Below are 15,569 nucleotides of genomic sequence, written 5' to 3' on the forward strand. Positions count from 1 at the left end.
GCGCAATCACCTCGGCGTCTGCCGGCCTGCTCGCTTTTCCGCGCGGGCGAGATCGGGCAGCAGATTGTGCGCGCGCCGGGCCAGTTTGCGTTCGTCAGCGTAGGCCAACCGCTCCACCAGGGTGTCTACCGGGACCCACATGACCTGAGTGACCTCGGGGTCTTCGTCGTTCAAATCGCCATCGACGTAGCGCAGAAGGTGATGGTGCACGGTCTTGTGAATCCGCGTGCCATCGGAGACAAACCAGTAGTCAATCACACCGAGCTCTTCGATGACCTCGCCGCGAATGCCCGTTTCTTCCCACACCTCACGTTCGGCGGTGGAATCGAAAGCTTCGCCGGGCTCGACATGGCCCTTGGGCATCGACCACAGCAGGCGCCCGCGACGATCGTGCCGACCAATCAGCGCGACATAAATCCGTGACAGGTTGACTTTGCCGCCATCGCCGACCGCCTCAGCAAGCCCCGAGACGACCAGTCCGCCCGCCGAAGTCTCAATCGAGGTCTGCATCGGCGCTGCATTTTGCGCGCGTGACGAGTGCGCACGGCGATTGTTCGTGCGCTTCGTCTGTGCGTGACGACGGCGATTGTTCCTATCCTGACCGTGTTTGCGGCCACCGCGGTTGTTCGACTGCTTCGAGGGTCGTGCCGACTTCGGTGATTTGGAAGATTTCTTGGCGCCACCGGAGTTTGGCTTGGTCGATTTGGGGCCATTGGCACCGGAGCCACTACGTTTTGCGGAATTGCCGCTGGTAGTAGCGCTATTGGTGTTGGTGGACGCGGAAGCGCCACCCCTTCTGCGCGGTCGCCGACGACGTCGACGGCTCTTCGCCGCCGAGTTGTCATTGCGTACCACGTTGTTCATTCCACTTAGACTACCGGGTTTATAGGTATAAGCGGGTATTGTGTCGGTCGTGACACAATCGACTCCTTCAACGACAAATGGTGACCAGCCCGGGGGGACTACACCTCACGGTGCTACTTCGGCGGCTGCTGATGCGGACCCACAGGTGCGCAGGACGGCAATGCTGGCAGTGGCGGATCAGGCGATTGCCAAGGAGTCGGAGATTCTCGATTCGCTGGCAGCTGCGTTTAGTGCAGCTGGCCACCGTCTGTACCTTGTGGGCGGTTCTGTGCGCGATGCTCTCTTAGGGCGACTGGGCGTGGATCTCGATTTCACCACCGACGCGCGCCCGGAGGTGACGCGCGCGATCCTCGATGACTGGGCCGACATCGTCTGGGATACCGGCATTGAATTTGGCACGCTGTCCGCAGAGCGCCATGGCCGTCAGGTGGAGATCACCACATTCCGTGCGGATACGTATGACCAGGTCAGCCGCAATCCGGAGGTCACTTTCGGCGACACGCTCGAAGGCGACCTAATCCGACGCGACTTCCGTTGCAATGCCATCGCCGTTGAACTGCATGGCGACGGCACCCGCACCTTCCTCGATCCGCTTGGAGGTTTCGAGGATCTTGTCGCGGGTGTGTTGGATACCCCGGGTGCGCCGGAGGTCAGCTTTGGCGACGATCCCCTGCGCATGCTGCGTGCCTGCCGCTTCGCATCCCAGCTCGGGTTCGACGTGGCACCGCGCGTACTCAAGGCGTTGAAGGAAATGTCCAGCGAAATTGACCGCATCACGGTTGAGCGCATCTCCACTGAGCTGAACAAGCTCATCCTGGGGGCAGATCCCAGCCGAGGTATCGACCTGATGGTGGAATCGGGGTTGGCCAACCGCGTGCTGCCGGAGATCTCTGACATGCGCATGACGCAGGATGAACACCGCCAGCACAAGGATGTCTACCAACACTCTTTGCAGGTCATGCGGCAGGCCATCGACCAGGAAGAACCCGGTGAACCGGACCTCGTGCTGCGCTGGGCGGCGCTGCTGCACGACTGCGGCAAACCCGCCACCCGTGCCTACAACGAACAGGGAAACGTCACTTTTTACCAGCACGAAGTTGTCGGCGCGAAGCTGGTGCGACGTCGCCTTCGGAAACTGAAGTTCCCGAAGAAGACCAACCATGAAATCTCGCAGTTGGTCTACCTGCACATGCGCTTCCACGGCTATGGCGAGGGCAAGTGGACGGACTCGGCGGTGCGACGTTATGTCAACGACGCCGGAGATTTGTTGGAACGACTCAACAAAATCGTGCGGGCCGACTGTACGACGAGGAACCGTCGTAAAGCAGCACGCCTTGCGCGAGCCTGCGACAGCCTGGAAGCGCGAATCAAGGAGCTCGCTGAGCAGGAGGATCTCGCACGCGTCCGCCCCGATCTGGACGGCAACGAAATCATGGAAATTCTGGACCTGAAGCCCGGCAAGGAAGTCGGACAGGCCTGGAATTACCTGAAGGAGCTACGACTGGAGTCCGGTCCGCTGGAGCGTGAGGATGCTATCTTGGCGCTGAAGAAATGGTGGTACGAGCAGTCCGGTGAGCAGGCTGAAAGCGAGAGTGAGAGCTAATGGCGTCGATTAATCCGGAAAATCTCTATGGCGACCGGCTTTTTACCAGCCTCGAGCGCAACGACCCGGCCGCCGGTATGCTGCTGCTCGCAGCCCCCGGCATGCCCTCGCCGGAATTCGCTCGTTCGGTGATTTTCCTCATTGAGCACGATGAGCACGGCACCCTTGGTGTCGATCTCACACAGCGTTCGCAGACGCCTGTGCACAATGTGCTCGAGCCTTGGGCACCGCTGATGGCTAAGCCGCCGGTGCTCTACGTCGGGGGTCCGGTCAACCAGACGCAGCCAATCTGCATTGGTGTGGTACGAAATGGCGCCACCCTCCCTCAGGAGACCGACAGTATTACTGGGGCACCGCTGATGGAACGCATTGCCCACCGGTTTGCGCTGGTCAACCTCGGTGCGGAGCCGGAGGACGTACGCGACCGCATCGATGGCGCGCGTATCTTCGCCGGTTACGCAGGCTGGGATCCGGGTCAGTTGGAAGAAGAGCTCGATCGCGGTGATTGGTACGTCGCCCCTGCCCTGCCCTCTGATGTACTCGCGCCTGCTGCCGCTGACATCTGGGGTGATTGCATGCGCCGTCAGCCCTGGCCGCTGCCACTGTATGGCACCTACCCCGTAGATGTACGTGACAACTAAATGGGTCAGAACATCAATATCGAAGGAAATAGCGCCGAGGTAAACGCCACTGCAACTAGCGACCGCAGCGACATAGCTGCCGGCATTCGGCAGACACTGCCCGTGGGCATGGGTCTCATTCCGCTGGGGCTCGCATTCGGCCTACTCATCGCACAGACTGGCTTTAGCTGGTGGTGGGCACCCATCTTCTCCTTCGTGGTCTACGCGGGGTCGATGGAATTCCTCGCTGTCGGCCTGGTTATGGCCCATACAGGTCTGCTCGGCTGTGCCGTGACCTCGTTTATGGTCAACTTCCGCCACGTTTTCTACGGGCTGACGTTCCCCCGCGACCGGATACAGTCTCGCCTCGGCCGCGCATATTCCACATACGCGCTAACCGACGAGTCGTATGCCATTGTCTCTGCGGCAAATCCGGCTGAAAAGATGTCGGGCCGCCGACTGCTGACGATTCAGATTCTCTGCCAGTTGCTGTGGGTGGGCTCCGGTGTTGTCGGGGCGTTAACCGGCGCAGCATTGCCCGAAGGGATCCGCGGTGCCGAGTTCGCACTGGTGGCGCTCTTTACGGTGCTGGCCATGGACGCCTTTGAGACCTCCAAGGATTGGTCACTGCCCCTGGCCGCTATCGTCTGCACGTTGGTCGGGTGGCTGATTAACCCGAACCAGATGCTGGTCATCGGGTTGTTGATGTACTTCGGCATGCTGCTGTTGCGCGTGTGGTCACCACGAGTGGATCGGGTGATGCGCATGACATCGTCAAGCAATCAGCGTGTAACGGAGGGAGAGTGAGCATGACCGCGATGCCCGATTCCGGCTATGTGCTAGCCGCGCTCTTTGCGATGGGCGCAGTGACAGTTGGGTTGCGCGCACTGCCGTTTGCGTTCGTGCGGACCCTGAAGGGCTCTCCCCTGTTCGAATTCCTCGGCACGACCATGCCGGTTGGAGTCATGATGGCGCTGGTGGTTTACACCGTCTTTGGACGGTTGGGGCTCAGCGGTGAAGGTGGCGACCCCGGCGCTGCCTGGGCCGTGCCTGTGGCACTGGTGGTCACCATCTTTTTGCACTGGTGGCGGCGCAACACCGTGATCTCGATATTCGTAGGCACGGCGCTGTATATGGCCCTTGTAAACCTCGTCGCGTGAGGTGCGCTGTGTGGGCGGTGTGCGTGTGAGACGGTGCCAGCGGCTAGCGGTCAGTGGCTAGAACTGCGCTGGTACCTGGCCTGTGAAGTTCGGCAGCCCCGGAATCTGCGGCAGCTGCGGGGATTCCGGCAGGTTCAGTAGTTCGCCGAGATTCGGACTCTCGGGCAGATTCGGGACGCCTGGGATGTTTGGCAGGCTCGGGCTGTCGGGCAGGCCAGGCAGCGATGAAGTGCCCAGCGTGCCGTCGAAGGCATTCTGAACATCGCTGGTGTGAGTTTCCTTCGTCCCGTAGGTGTTAGCAGCGACGCTGAAGTCAGGGCCAATGGATGCCGAGGCGTGAATGCTCTGGCGGTCATCGGACCAACCCCACTTTGTGCCAATGACACCAGGCAGCGTGGCGGTGCCGTAATCCTGGCGGTAGCCATCCGCTGCCACAGGTGACGCGGTGTTCATAGCAACCAGCACGGGGTCAGAAGGGTTCTCGCGCTTCTTGGCCTCCAGGAACTTCACAGTGTCAGCGCTGGAAGTCGTGGAATTTCCCCAGTGACCTGCGCCGTGGGTGTTGCTGAGGCCGTATTCACGCGCAGTGGCGTTGATGGAGTCCGGGTAACGGCCGTAGAGCTCGCTGGCGATGTTGTCATCGGAGTAGCGAATCATCTGTGTGGCCTTCGCCTTGTCCGCTTCGGTGCCGTGCTTGAAGACGTAGTCGGCAATGTAGAGCTTGACAATCGACAGCCCCGGGCGAGCCTCATTTTCGTTCGCCGTACCGTAGTGCGCGCCACTTGGGGTGTGGGTAAAGCTGATCTGGGTTCGCCCCGGAGCATCAATGGTGCCCTGTGGAGTCAGCTTCGGCTGCGGAGCCGCAGTGACGTTCCCGGCTGCCAGCGGAAGGCTGGTGACAGCGATGACCCCGGTAAGCCCCATGCGAATCGCGCGGGAAGGCCGTGGAGTAAGACGATGACGAGCGTTCATAACAAAAAACCAATCTACACGCGCAGGTGGCCGACGCGCTGCCAAGCTGGATCGTAAGCGGAATCGACGACGTGCTCTCCCTCGGCCCACGTCTCCGCAACAGCTCGCAGACCCGCCTCCGCATCAGATGCCGGGTCAATAAAGAAGTGCATTAGAGCCATACCATCGGACTGCTCAGTTGCAACAAAAATACCCTTGTCCTCAGCGATGGTTTCAGCGGCAGCGGTATTGAACTCGGAGAGGGATTCCTTCGATTCGTCCGTCGGCAAGCCCTTGTCGTCAATGTGAGCGAGCATGAGCTGAATCAGCACATGCTGCGTCATAGTCGGGCTCACCAGCTGCGTAATCGGAGCGCGAGTAGCGACGACGAGCGGCTGGCCGTTGGCTTCGGCATCAATGGTGAGCCACTCCGGGCACTCTTCCGCGAGCTTCTCGACGACACCGCCCAGCTCCGGTAGCGGGATAGCACCTTCCGGTTCCTCGCCAGCGAAGGCAAAGCCGCGCAGCCACAGGCCGAAGTCCTCCTCCCCCAGAGCCAGCTGCAGCAGCGTGAAACCGAGCTGAGCTACCAAGCGCTCACCGTCCTCCAACTGAGCAATCGCCGGGAACAGCGGATGGAATAGGCGAACGTCCACTGCCCCATGGCCACTGCTAACAGCCACGCGGGCATCTGCCGGATCGACCTCGGCCGGAGCATCGGCGTCAAGAGCACCCTGTGCAACCAACGTGGCCGCGACATCTCCCAGCGACAGCTTCATCGCCGGATCCGCCTGGCGGAGGTCGGTGAAAGACCACACCGCGCCGTCGTCAGGTGCGGCCTCCAGCCAACGGCGAGCGACCGGACGCAGCTCTGGATCACCCGCAGCGCTAACAGTCAGAAGATGGCGAGAATACGGAGCACCGGCCTCAAACCCCCAGATGAGACGGTCATTAATAGCGGCGATGCGGCCGCCGACCTCCTTCTGGACATCAATAATGTCCACATCGGCGGCGTTCGGTGCACCATCGATACCGAGTTGGACACTAAACATAGAGTCGAGCGCATCGGCGCCAAAAGAGTTCCACCACGACCAGAACTCATTGATCGCGGTCTCTTCTGCGGCGCGCTGTTCCGGGGAGAATGGAGCCGGATTCTCGTTAGCCATACTGAATCTCACACTTTCGTTTGCTCGTTTAAAACCGAACCTTATGTTGTGCGCCCCAGTATATGTGCCAAGCCGGATTCGCCCCTCGGGTCCATTCCCTAGACCGCGTTAAGCGGGTTGTGGCTCCGGTTCAGCTTCTGCTTCCTTGCCCCAGCGAGCGGCGTAGACCGCACAGATCATCAGCTGAATCTGGTGGAAAATCATCAGCGGCAAAATATAGAGGCTGGCATCGGCACCGAAGATAACGGCGGCCATGGGCAGACCAGTGGCCAGGGACTTCTTCGAACCGCAGAACTGAATGGCAATGCGGTCCTTGCGGTCGAAGCCCATCTTCTTTGCGACGAAACCGGACAGTCGCAAAACGAATTCCACCAGCACTACCGAGAGCACAATGAGGATGACAATGTCGCCGGCCGGCACTTTCGACCAGATGCCCTGCACCATGCCCTCGGAGAACGCGGCATAGACAACCAGTGCGATGGAAAGTCGGTCGACGTTCTTAGTCGTCTTCGCGGCGGCAAACTTCAGGGTCCAACGGCGAGTGAGCTGGCCGATTGCGAACGGCAGCAGCAACTGCAGCGAAATATCCAAGAACACTGACGAATCCACATGAACGCCGCCACCAGTGGCCATCAACAGCATCACCAGCACCGGTGTGACGACGATGCCCAGCAGGTTAGAAGCCGATGCGCTAACGATTGCGCCAGCGACATTGCCCTTGGCGATGGAGGTGAAGTTCACACTCGACTGCACCGTTGACGGGGCCAGCGTCATGTACAGAATGCCCAGGTAGAGGCCAGGAGAGAGAATCCAATCCAAGGGTTTCATCAGCAGGCCGAGGATTGGGAACAGCACGAAAGTGAAAGCCAGAATGGTTATGTGCAGCCGCCAGTGCTTAACACCGGCCAACGCATCCTGCGGGCTCAAACGCGCACCATAGAGGAAGAACAAGAAGCCGATGGCGATCTTCGTTGCCCAGCTGAAAACCTCAGCGGTAGTGCCGCTTGCAGGAAAAAAAATCGCCAGTATCGCTGCAGCAACGATACCGACGATGAGGGGATCTGGACGCCAACTCACAATTCGTTGCCACATGGACAAATAGTTTAGTGGGCAACTAGAAGTTGTCTTACTATTTTGCAGAAGCTTTTCTCTGCAATAATTCTTTACTTCTTCTGCTCAGCTGCCTTGCGCAGCGCATCCTTGTCCACAGGCTTGAAAGTGGCATTCGCGGATGAGCCCTTGTCCGTGCACAGTCCTTCCATGCCACAGGAGCTGCAGCCACCGGAGACACCGCAGTCTGCTGCCGGGTTGTCGGAGCAGCAGGCATCATCAGCCGCAGTGTCGACGGCATCAGTGGCGCCGGAGCCACAGCCACAGCCGCTGTCACCGTCACCGCACCCACAACCGGAGCCGGACTCGGCGGAGACCTTGGCGTCGTAAAGCGCGATGGTGTGCGAGCCGATAGCCGCACCAACGCCGAGCATGGCGATACCAGCGAGCAGAGCGACGGCGTACCACAGCCACATCCAACCAGAGGCCTCCGGGCGGATGGCGAGGAAGGCGAGCATGGCGGCACCGAGGAAAGCGACGGCGGACACAGCCCACGGCGGACCGGCAACGCGGTGCGTAATATCCCAGTTTTCCTGGGACTTTCGAGCCTCGGGCGCACGAATTCCGATCCAGTTATTACCCGGCAGTTTCGCTGACCATGCCAAACCAGCGACAACGGCTATGCAAACAGCCAGAACCAGGGTAATTACAGGGATGACAATCATGCTTCCAATTTATATAGGTGGTTGGGCACGTGCCAAACGCACCTATTAGACTGTGAGACCATGACCAACAGCGAAAAGTCCTCGTCCTCGGCAGAAGCCACCGACTACCGCTACTCCCCCGAGCTGGCGACTCAGCTAGAGGGAAAGTGGCAGGCGTATTGGAAAGATAACGGCACCTTCTACGCCCCGAACCCGGTGGGCGATTTGGCAGCTGCCGACGGCTCGACTCCGCCGAAGGACAAGCTTTTTGTTCAGGACATGTTCCCGTACCCGTCAGGTGTCGGTCTGCACGTAGGCCACCCACTGGGTTACATCGCCACCGACGTCTTCGCGCGCTTCCACCGCATGCAGGGTGCAAACGTGCTGCACACCCTGGGCTACGACGCCTTCGGTCTGCCGGCGGAGCAGTTCGCAATCCAGACCGGTACGCACCCGCGCGTGACGACGGAAACGAATATCGGCAACATGGAACGCCAGCTCGGCCGCCTTGGCCTGGGCCATGACCGCCGCCGTGTGTTCGCGACCACTGACCAGGACTACTACAAGTGGACGCAGTGGATCTTCCTGCAGATTTACAATGCCTGGTTCGATGAGGACCAGAAGAAGGCCCGTCGCATCGATGAGCTGATTCCGCTGTTGGAGTCCGGCGAGATGGCTACCAAGGACGGTCGTGTCTACGCTGAGCTCAGCGAGACCGAGCAGCGCGAAGCTGTGGATGAGTTCCGCTTGGTCTACCAGTCGAATTCGATGGTCAACTGGTGCCCGGGTCTCGGCACTGTGCTGTCCAATGAGGAAGTGACCGCCGAAGGCCGTTCGGAGCGTGGTAACTTCCCGGTGTTCCGCAAGCGGCTGGGCCAGTGGATGATGCGCATCACCGCTTACGCCGACCGCCTGGTCGATGATCTGGAGCTGCTGGACTGGCCGGACAAGGTCAAGTCTATGCAGCGCAATTGGATTGGTCGCTCTCGCGGTGCCGAGGTTGACTTCGCAGCTGAGGTCGGCCCGAAGGTCTCCACCAAGATCAGGGTCTTCACCACTCGTCCGGACACCCTCTTCGGTGCTTCCTACATGGTGCTCGCTCCTGAGCACGAGCTGGTGGATCAGCTGGTTGAAGCCGGCAGTGGTTCCTACGAGGGCGTGGATGAGCGCTGGACCTTCGGCGAGGAAACCCCAGCCGAGGCCGTCGCCGCTTACCGCGCCGCAATTGCTTCCAAGTCCGACTTGGAGCGTCAGGAGAACAAGGAGAAGACCGGCGTCTTCCTGGGCGCTTACGCCACCAACCCGGTCAGCGGCGAGCAGGTGCCGGTGTTCATCTCCGACTATGTCCTGATTGGCTACGGCACCGGTGCCATCATGGCTGTCCCAGCTCACGATGAGCGCGACTACGAGTTCGCCACTGCCTTCGGTCTGCCAATCCGCGAGGTTGTTGCAGGTGGTGACATTGCAAAGGAGGCGTACGTCGGTAACGGTACGTGCGTGAACTCCGCCAATGACTCCGGCCTGGACATCAATGGCCTGGACAAGGACACCGCCATCGCCACCGTCATTGAGTGGTTGGAGAAGGAAGGTGCTGGCCACGAGAAGATCCAGTACAAGTTGCGCGACTGGCTGTTCGCCCGCCAGCGCTACTGGGGCGAGCCCTTCCCCATTGTCTACGACGAGGATGGTCACGCCCACGCACTGCCCGAGTCCATGCTTCCGGTCGAGCTGCCGGAGGTCGAGGACTACAAGCCGGTCACATTCGACCCGGACGATGCCGACACCGAGCCTAAGGCCCCACTGGATAAGGCCACTGACTGGGTCAACGTCGAGCTCGATCTCGGCGACGGCAAGAAGAAGTACCGCCGTGACACCAACGTCATGCCGAACTGGGCAGGTTCTTCCTGGTACCAGCTGCGCTACATCGACCCGAACAACGCTGAGGAGTTCGTCGACCTGGAAAACGAGCGTTACTGGACCGGCCCCCGCCCGGAGACGCACGGCAAGGACGACCCAGGCGGCGTCGACCTCTACGTCGGTGGCGTCGAGCACGCAGTGCTGCACCTGCTCTATTCCCGCTTCTGGCACAAGGTCCTTTTCGACCTCGGCTACGTGACCTCCAAGGAGCCGTACCGTCGTCTGTTCAACCAGGGCTACATCCAGGCCTACGCCTACACCGATGCCCGTGGTGTCTACCAGCCGGCGGATCAGGTAGTTGAGCGCGATGGTAAGTTCCTCATCCCAGGCGGCGCCGAAGACGGCTCCGACCTGGAGGTTTTCCAGGAGTACGGCAAGATGGGCAAGTCCCTGAAGAACGCCGTTTCCCCTGATGAGGTCTGCGACAACTACGGCGCTGACACCCTGCGTGTTTACGAGATGGCCATGGGGCCGCTGGACACCTCCCGCCCGTGGGCGACGAAGGACCTGGTCGGCTCGCAGCGCTTCCTCCAGCGCGCTTGGCGCCTGGTGGTCAATGAGGACTCCGGTGAGCTCGCCGTCACGGACGCAGCGCTTTCCGACGACGACCTCAAGGCGCTCAACCGCACCGTGGAAGGGGTTACCTCTGACTACGCAGAGCTGCGTGACAACACGGCCGTCGCAAAGCTCATCGAGTACGTCAACTACCTGACCAAGAACTACAGCTCCACCGGTGCACCGCGCGCTGCCGTGGAGCCGCTGGCGCTCATGCTTGGCCCTGTGGCACCGCACATTGCAGAGGAAATGTGGAGCCGCCTCGGTCACGCCGAGTCCCTGGCACACGGTCCGTGGCCGGCAGTTGACGAGAAGTGGCTGGTCGACGACACTGTCGAGATGCCGGTTCAGATTAACGGCAAGGTTCGCGCGCGCATTGACGTGGCAACCGATGCCTCCCGCGAGGACATTGAGGCCGTCGCTCGTGCCGACGAAAAGGTGGTCGCAGCTGTGGAGAACGCCGGTGGCAATATCGTGAAGGTCATTGTCGTTCCGGGCAAGATGGTCAACCTGGTTGTGAAGAAATAGCCAAGGAGGCTAGTGCGGACACAAGAAAGTGTCTGGGGTTATGACAGTTTAAGGCCTAAAATTGGCTCAAATTTGCCATAACCCCAGACACTTTCTCGCTTGAGGCGTTCTCGCAAAATCCTCAAGGGGCGGCACCGAGGTTGGCCGCCTCTTGCCCGGCCTATTTCGCGCCTAGTTAACGCCCAGAATCAGGACGCCGAATGTGGAGAGCATCCACATCAAAGTGAAGGGCATGAGCACCCAGCACATAGCGAGCCACGCGCGCCAGTTGCGGAAGTTCTTCCACTCCACGTAGGTCTGCCAGAAGCCCAAAAGGCATCCGACCAGGGAGATTACGCCTGGAACAACGGGAAAAAGAATCTCCCACGTGCGGGAGCAGAGGAAGCTGGACTTACCCGCATCACAGGTGGGGCCACCGACAATCGCGCCAGCGATGCCAATAATGAGGCCCGCGAGCAGCGTCGTAAGAATCACACCCGCGGTGTAGATGTAGGCACGCTTGCCGGAGTACATCTTGCGCTCAAGCTCGTCGAAGATGTCATCCTCAGTGCGCTCCGGTTTACTGCGCCCCGGTGTGTTATCCACCATCTGCTCCCCTCGCCTCTAAATGCCTTCTGATGTGCCTGCCATACTAGGCCGGAGTAATCAGCATTGGCACCGGGCTGTGGCGAACGATGTGGTTAGTTGACGATCCGATGAAGATTCGTCCGAATGGGCCAAGAGTAGACGAACCCAAAACGAGCAAGTCCCCCTTCTTCCACTTGATGGACTGAATGGCCTCTTCCCAACCGTTGCCGGAGGCCACTTCCGCATCAATGGAAAGGTCTGGGTAACGGGTATGCGCGCGGTCGATACCGCGGTCGAGTAGCCCCATAGCCTGCTCGCGCCACTCAATCATCAGGTCAGAGGAGGGGCCGTAGCCGTTCTCCGTTGGGTACATGGTCGCGCCACGAGGTGTAAACGAGACCAGACGCAGGGGAACTTCCCAGCGGTATGCCAGGTCAGCAGCCTTATTCAATGCATGGTGCGACTGTGGGGTGTCAATGTAGCAAATGCTGACGCGGGTCACACCGTGCTTAGAAAGTTTCGCGCCGGGGATAGCCAATCCCAGCGAGATTGGTGAGTAATGCAGCAGCGCATCCGAAGTCGACCCCGCAGTAAAGCGACTGCGGTTCTTGGCGGCCCAATCCTTGGTATTGCTTCGACGGGTGCCAAGCAGAACCACATCGGCTTCGAATTCTTCGGCTTCGTTGCAGATAGTTGTGGATTCGCTGGAGGATTCGATGATCCGTACGGCATCGTCGTCAAGCATGCCCTTGCGCAGGCCAGCGAGCTTTAGCTCATCCTTGATGATTTTTTCAAGAGACTCGGTTTCGTGGGAAACCCAGGAGTCATTAGTGCTCAACCGAGCCAGTGAGGTCAGCGGCCAGCCGCGCGACAGTGCGCTGACGACGCGAATCTGCACCTTCGTGGTGCGAGCTAACCAAGCGGCGTAAGCAAGCGTTTCGGTGCCGTACTCGCCTGGACGCCACGCAATCATGATACGAAGCGGGCGGGAAGCCATCGCTAATCCTCCTGTGATTACTCAGAATTATCCAAGTGGTGCTTCTGGGTAATAGCCTACGTGGATAGGCGGGCATATTTAAAACGGCACCGAGGAAGTGTAAAAGCTATGTATCCTGCCTGTGGGCTTAAAGGCGGCAGGGCTAGCTGGAAAAGAGACTAGACGCTTGGGTTTGTCTTTGGGTGCTCCGGGTAGTTTTCGAGGATCTTGGACAGAATCGTCTCAAGACCAGCGCCAAACTCCAGCTCTTCCTGGGTCAGCGTGCTGAACATCTCAGCCATCTGCTGATTGCGCTCTTCAGAAACGCGGTGCAGCTCTTCACGGCCACGGTCGGTCAGTTCAACGCGGACGCCACGGCGGTCTTTGCTGTCGCGGACGCGCTCCACCATGCCGGCGACCTCCAAGTGGTGCACGGCGTTGGAGGCGGTGGGCATGCGGATGGCCTCGGCCTCAGCCAACTGGCTGATACGGCAGGCGCCCAGTGCCTCCAGGGTCATCATGATGGACAGCTGCGCGCGGCTGAGCTGGGACTCCGAGGAGCGGCGGCTGTAGAGCAGCTCGGCGCGAGTCAGGAGAGGGCGAATGCGCTTAGCGAGTGACAGAGGAGTAACGGCATCTGGATTGCCAATCGAGCCCGAAGATAATGTCATAGCGACGATGTTATATGCGAACAGTGCTAGTTGCCAATACGAAATTTATTTGGGGTGCTATTTATTTTTCTACAACTGGTGATTTCGACAATAAAATCATCTGGAATTTTCCACCAATCATCTAAAATCCCAGTACAAATCATTAAACCTATTTGCGTATAAGGATTTTTCGGTGCTGGCAGAAACCCCCTAAAGTGTCACTTCTTCTGTACTTAGAACGTTGGCTTGGAGGTATCCATGCGGCTACTCTCGCGAACACTTTCGGCTGGTGATACGTCTCGCAGATCAATCCTCGTGGATGGAATCTGTCAGCTTTACGACGACTGCAGCGCACGCATCCATGGCGGGGACAACATGGGCACAGTGGCGAGTAGGGCGTGGGAGGACGTGGGTCGGATAGGGGATAGAGAAGCGCAAAAGCGCCAGCGGCTACTGCATGGGTAACCGGCTGGCGCTTCTCAAGGAACATGCGCGCGAAGCTGCTCGCTTGTACTTTTGACGGCTTGTGACTTTTTAGTCTTCGCCCTTGATGAATGCTTCGAGCTGTGCTCGCGCAGCATCGTCGGCAAGCTGCTTCGGCGGGGACTTCATCAGGTAGGAAGACGCGGCGTAGACCGGGCCGCCGATGCCGCGATCCTTGGCGATCTTGGCTGCGCGAACAGCATCGATGATAATGCCAGCGGAGTTCGGGGAGTCCCAGACCTCGAGCTTGTACTCAAGGTTCAGCGGCACCTCGCCGAAGGCCTTGCCCTCGAGGCGGACGTAGGCCCACTTGCGGTCATCCAGCCAGTCCACCCAGTCGGACGGGCCGATGTGGACGTTGCGATCATCAATCTTGCCGGCCAGCGGACCGGTGAGGTTAGAGGTCACAGCCTGGGTCTTGGAAATCTTCTTGGATTCAAGGCGCTCACGTTCGAGCATGTTCTTGAAGTCCATGTTGCCGCCGACGTTGAGCTGCAGGGTGCGCTCGAGGCGAACACCACGGTCCTCAAATAGCTTGGCCATGACGCGGTGAGTGATGGTTGCGCCGACCTGGCTCTTGATATCGTCGCCGACAATCGGAACGCCTGCGTCTTCGAACTTCTTGGCCCACTCCGGGTCGGATGCGATGAAGACCGGCAGGGCGTTGACGAAGGCCACACCAGCGTCAATGGCACACTGTGCGTAGAACTTGTCGGCCTGCTCGGACCCGACCGGCAGGTAGGAGACCAGGACATCGACCTTGGCATCCTTCAGCGCCTGAACTACGTCGACCGGTTCAGCCGGGGATTCGTCGATGGTGTCCGCGTAGTACTTGCCAACGCCGTCCAGGGTCGGGCCGCGCTGAACCTCAACGCCGAGAGTCGGAACATCGGCGATCTTGATGGTGCAGTTTTCGGAGGAAACAATGGCCTCGGAGAGGTCCTTGCCGACCTTCTTGTCGTCAACATCGAAAGCTGCGACGAACTCGACATCGGAGACGTGGTAGTCGCCGAAGACGACGTGCATGAGGCCAGGAATGGTCTCGTCGGGCTTTGCATCGCGGTAGAACTCGACACCCTGCACCAGGGAGGAGGCGCAGTTGCCGACGCCGACGATAGCGACGCGAATTGAACTCATTTGGTAATTCTCCTTGAAACTATGTGCTCGGAGGCTTTGACCTCGCACCGGGGGGAACTCGCATCGGACGCTCGCACCAGGACCCCGCATCAGAGCTTTGCGCCTGCGGAGCGGCCGTGAGTGGGTGCATGCATTGAGGTAACTAGCGTGACGTTATACCTTTATGCGTTTTTTGCCGATGCCCGAACCGCGAGGGGGCATGTGTTTACCGATAAAGCGGGGGTGAAATCAGCCCGCACGCGCCTGCTAGTCTGTCTTCGTGATGACATGGCAGGGCGAGATTGACCACTCCTTGCTCAAGAAGCAGTTATTGGAGCAGTGGCGTGCAGGGGAGGTTTCACGGAAATCACTCTGTGATGCCGATGCTCGGCTGGTCGCTGCCGCGCGTTTTCATGGCAGAAAGTCCCAGGAAGAGTGCCCAGTATGTCGCAAATTCGACCTCCGACTCGTATTCTGGGTGTTCGGAGAAAACTTGGGCCGTCGTTCCGGCTCTGCTTGTACTGAAAACGAATTATCCGCAATAGTTAATGAATATGGTTCGTGCACCGTCAAAGAAGTTGAGGTGTGCCCCGACTGCAAGTGGAGTTTCCTGACCCGGACACTTCAGGCAGCTCGAGAAGAGTCAGAAAACTAGGGAG

The 15,569-nt window shown here is 59.6% G+C and carries 15 protein-coding genes; 6 read left to right on the plus strand and 9 right to left on the minus strand.

Features of this window, described 5'->3' with window-relative positions:
* Positions 1-6: 6 nt before the first annotated feature.
* Positions 7-864 carry an NUDIX hydrolase gene (locus HMPREF2708_RS04935; RefSeq protein WP_197915051.1) on the minus strand — a complete coding sequence of 286 codons (858 nt, stop codon included), beginning with the start codon at positions 862-864 and terminating at the stop codon, positions 7-9.
* Positions 865-1,024: 160 nt separating this feature from the next.
* Here HMPREF2708_RS04935 and HMPREF2708_RS04940 point away from each other — a divergent pair, with 160 nt between their 5' ends.
* From HMPREF2708_RS04940 to HMPREF2708_RS04955, 4 genes are read left to right on the plus strand one after another with little or no spacing between them, the layout of a single operon-like run.
* Entirely contained in the window at positions 1,025-2,467 is a 1,443-nt protein-coding gene (locus HMPREF2708_RS04940; RefSeq protein WP_070833029.1) for a CCA tRNA nucleotidyltransferase, read from the plus strand.
* Positions 2,467-3,108: a YqgE/AlgH family protein gene (locus HMPREF2708_RS04945; RefSeq protein WP_070833032.1), complete on the plus strand. Its 642-nt coding sequence runs from the start codon at positions 2,467-2,469 to the stop codon at positions 3,106-3,108. The genes HMPREF2708_RS04940 and HMPREF2708_RS04945 overlap by 1 nt, the downstream gene beginning before the upstream one ends.
* Entirely contained in the window at positions 3,109-3,894 is a 786-nt protein-coding gene (locus tag HMPREF2708_RS04950; protein ID WP_141762919.1) for an AzlC family ABC transporter permease, read from the plus strand.
* A gap of 2 nt (positions 3,895-3,896) precedes the next feature.
* Positions 3,897-4,247: a branched-chain amino acid transporter permease gene (locus HMPREF2708_RS04955; protein ID WP_070833036.1), complete on the plus strand. Its 351-nt coding sequence runs from the start codon at positions 3,897-3,899 to the stop codon at positions 4,245-4,247.
* Between the two features lie 57 nt (positions 4,248-4,304).
* On the opposite strand, the gene HMPREF2708_RS04960 is transcribed toward HMPREF2708_RS04955, so the two are convergent.
* The 4 genes from HMPREF2708_RS04960 to HMPREF2708_RS04975 all read right to left on the minus strand — a co-directional run bounded on the left by HMPREF2708_RS04960 (position 4,305) and on the right by HMPREF2708_RS04975 (position 8,139).
* Positions 4,305-5,219: a hypothetical protein gene (locus tag HMPREF2708_RS04960; RefSeq protein WP_246840341.1), complete on the minus strand. Its 915-nt coding sequence runs from the start codon at positions 5,217-5,219 to the stop codon at positions 4,305-4,307.
* Positions 5,220-5,233: 14 nt separating this feature from the next.
* On the minus strand, positions 5,234-6,364 hold the full coding sequence (locus HMPREF2708_RS04965) for a DUF695 domain-containing protein (protein WP_070833038.1): 1,131 nt from the start codon (positions 6,362-6,364) through the stop codon (positions 5,234-5,236).
* Positions 6,365-6,472: 108 nt separating this feature from the next.
* Positions 6,473-7,456, minus strand: coding sequence for a bile acid:sodium symporter family protein (locus HMPREF2708_RS04970; RefSeq protein ID WP_070833041.1), 984 nt, complete (start codon positions 7,454-7,456; stop codon positions 6,473-6,475).
* Between the two features lie 71 nt (positions 7,457-7,527).
* Positions 7,528-8,139 (minus strand): SdpI family protein, encoded by a 612-nt coding sequence (locus tag HMPREF2708_RS04975; protein WP_070833044.1) that lies wholly within the window; start codon positions 8,137-8,139, stop codon positions 7,528-7,530.
* 60 nt (positions 8,140-8,199) lie between these two features.
* On the opposite strand from HMPREF2708_RS04975, the gene leuS reads away from it, so the two are divergent.
* On the plus strand, positions 8,200-11,118 hold the full coding sequence (gene leuS, locus HMPREF2708_RS04980; RefSeq protein WP_070833047.1) for a leucine--tRNA ligase: 2,919 nt from the start codon (positions 8,200-8,202) through the stop codon (positions 11,116-11,118).
* A 171-nt stretch (positions 11,119-11,289) separates the two neighbouring features.
* Here the strand turns inward: leuS and HMPREF2708_RS04985 are convergent, their stop codons facing one another.
* The 4 genes from HMPREF2708_RS04985 to HMPREF2708_RS05000 all read right to left on the minus strand — a co-directional run bounded on the left by HMPREF2708_RS04985 (position 11,290) and on the right by HMPREF2708_RS05000 (position 14,931).
* Entirely contained in the window at positions 11,290-11,706 is a 417-nt protein-coding gene (locus tag HMPREF2708_RS04985; RefSeq protein WP_070833051.1) for a hypothetical protein, read from the minus strand.
* Positions 11,707-11,749: 43 nt separating this feature from the next.
* A complete protein-coding gene (locus tag HMPREF2708_RS04990; RefSeq protein ID WP_070833054.1) occupies positions 11,750-12,682 on the minus strand; it encodes a universal stress protein in 933 nt (310 codons plus the stop codon).
* Between the two features lie 158 nt (positions 12,683-12,840).
* Positions 12,841-13,332 carry a MarR family winged helix-turn-helix transcriptional regulator gene (locus HMPREF2708_RS04995; protein ID WP_016421708.1) on the minus strand — a complete coding sequence of 164 codons (492 nt, stop codon included), beginning with the start codon at positions 13,330-13,332 and terminating at the stop codon, positions 12,841-12,843.
* A gap of 513 nt (positions 13,333-13,845) precedes the next feature.
* Positions 13,846-14,931, minus strand: a complete 1,086-nt coding sequence (locus HMPREF2708_RS05000) for an inositol-3-phosphate synthase (RefSeq protein ID WP_070833057.1) — start codon at positions 14,929-14,931, stop codon at positions 13,846-13,848.
* Positions 14,932-15,193: 262 nt separating this feature from the next.
* On the opposite strand from HMPREF2708_RS05000, the gene HMPREF2708_RS11015 reads away from it, so the two are divergent.
* The gene (locus tag HMPREF2708_RS11015; RefSeq protein WP_246822413.1) at positions 15,194-15,565 is read left to right on the plus strand and encodes a DUF5318 family protein; all 372 of its coding nucleotides are present in this window, start codon (positions 15,194-15,196) and stop codon (positions 15,563-15,565) included.
* The last annotated feature ends 4 nt before the right edge of the window (positions 15,566-15,569 follow it).

Origin of the sequence: Corynebacterium sp. HMSC073H12, assembly GCF_001837775.1 — a bacterium.
In the GTDB taxonomy this organism is placed as follows: domain Bacteria; phylum Actinomycetota; class Actinomycetes; order Mycobacteriales; family Mycobacteriaceae; genus Corynebacterium; species Corynebacterium amycolatum.

What these genes read in the sequence shown, in the direction of transcription:
- HMPREF2708_RS04935 (WP_197915051.1), bottom strand. Translation starts at nt 864, where the DNA reads ATGAACAACGTGGTACGCAATGACAACTCGGCGGCGAAGAGCCGTCGA.
- HMPREF2708_RS04940 (WP_070833029.1), top strand. Translation starts at nt 1,025, where the DNA reads ATGCTGGCAGTGGCGGATCAGGCGATTGCCAAGGAGTCGGAGATTCTC.
- HMPREF2708_RS04945 (WP_070833032.1), top strand. Translation starts at nt 2,467, where the DNA reads ATGGCGTCGATTAATCCGGAAAATCTCTATGGCGACCGGCTTTTTACC.
- HMPREF2708_RS04950 (WP_141762919.1), top strand. Translation starts at nt 3,109, where the DNA reads ATGGGTCAGAACATCAATATCGAAGGAAATAGCGCCGAGGTAAACGCC.
- HMPREF2708_RS04955 (WP_070833036.1), top strand. Translation starts at nt 3,897, where the DNA reads ATGACCGCGATGCCCGATTCCGGCTATGTGCTAGCCGCGCTCTTTGCG.
- HMPREF2708_RS04960 (WP_246840341.1), bottom strand. Translation starts at nt 5,219, where the DNA reads ATGAACGCTCGTCATCGTCTTACTCCACGGCCTTCCCGCGCGATTCGC.
- HMPREF2708_RS04965 (WP_070833038.1), bottom strand. Translation starts at nt 6,364, where the DNA reads ATGGCTAACGAGAATCCGGCTCCATTCTCCCCGGAACAGCGCGCCGCA.
- HMPREF2708_RS04970 (WP_070833041.1), bottom strand. Translation starts at nt 7,456, where the DNA reads ATGTGGCAACGAATTGTGAGTTGGCGTCCAGATCCCCTCATCGTCGGT.
- HMPREF2708_RS04975 (WP_070833044.1), bottom strand. Translation starts at nt 8,139, where the DNA reads ATGATTGTCATCCCTGTAATTACCCTGGTTCTGGCTGTTTGCATAGCC.
- leuS (WP_070833047.1), top strand. Translation starts at nt 8,200, where the DNA reads ATGACCAACAGCGAAAAGTCCTCGTCCTCGGCAGAAGCCACCGACTAC.
- HMPREF2708_RS04985 (WP_070833051.1), bottom strand. Translation starts at nt 11,706, where the DNA reads ATGGTGGATAACACACCGGGGCGCAGTAAACCGGAGCGCACTGAGGAT.
- HMPREF2708_RS04990 (WP_070833054.1), bottom strand. Translation starts at nt 12,682, where the DNA reads ATGGCTTCCCGCCCGCTTCGTATCATGATTGCGTGGCGTCCAGGCGAG.
- HMPREF2708_RS04995 (WP_016421708.1), bottom strand. Translation starts at nt 13,332, where the DNA reads ATGACATTATCTTCGGGCTCGATTGGCAATCCAGATGCCGTTACTCCT.
- HMPREF2708_RS05000 (WP_070833057.1), bottom strand. Translation starts at nt 14,931, where the DNA reads ATGAGTTCAATTCGCGTCGCTATCGTCGGCGTCGGCAACTGCGCCTCC.
- HMPREF2708_RS11015 (WP_246822413.1), top strand. Translation starts at nt 15,194, where the DNA reads ATGACATGGCAGGGCGAGATTGACCACTCCTTGCTCAAGAAGCAGTTA.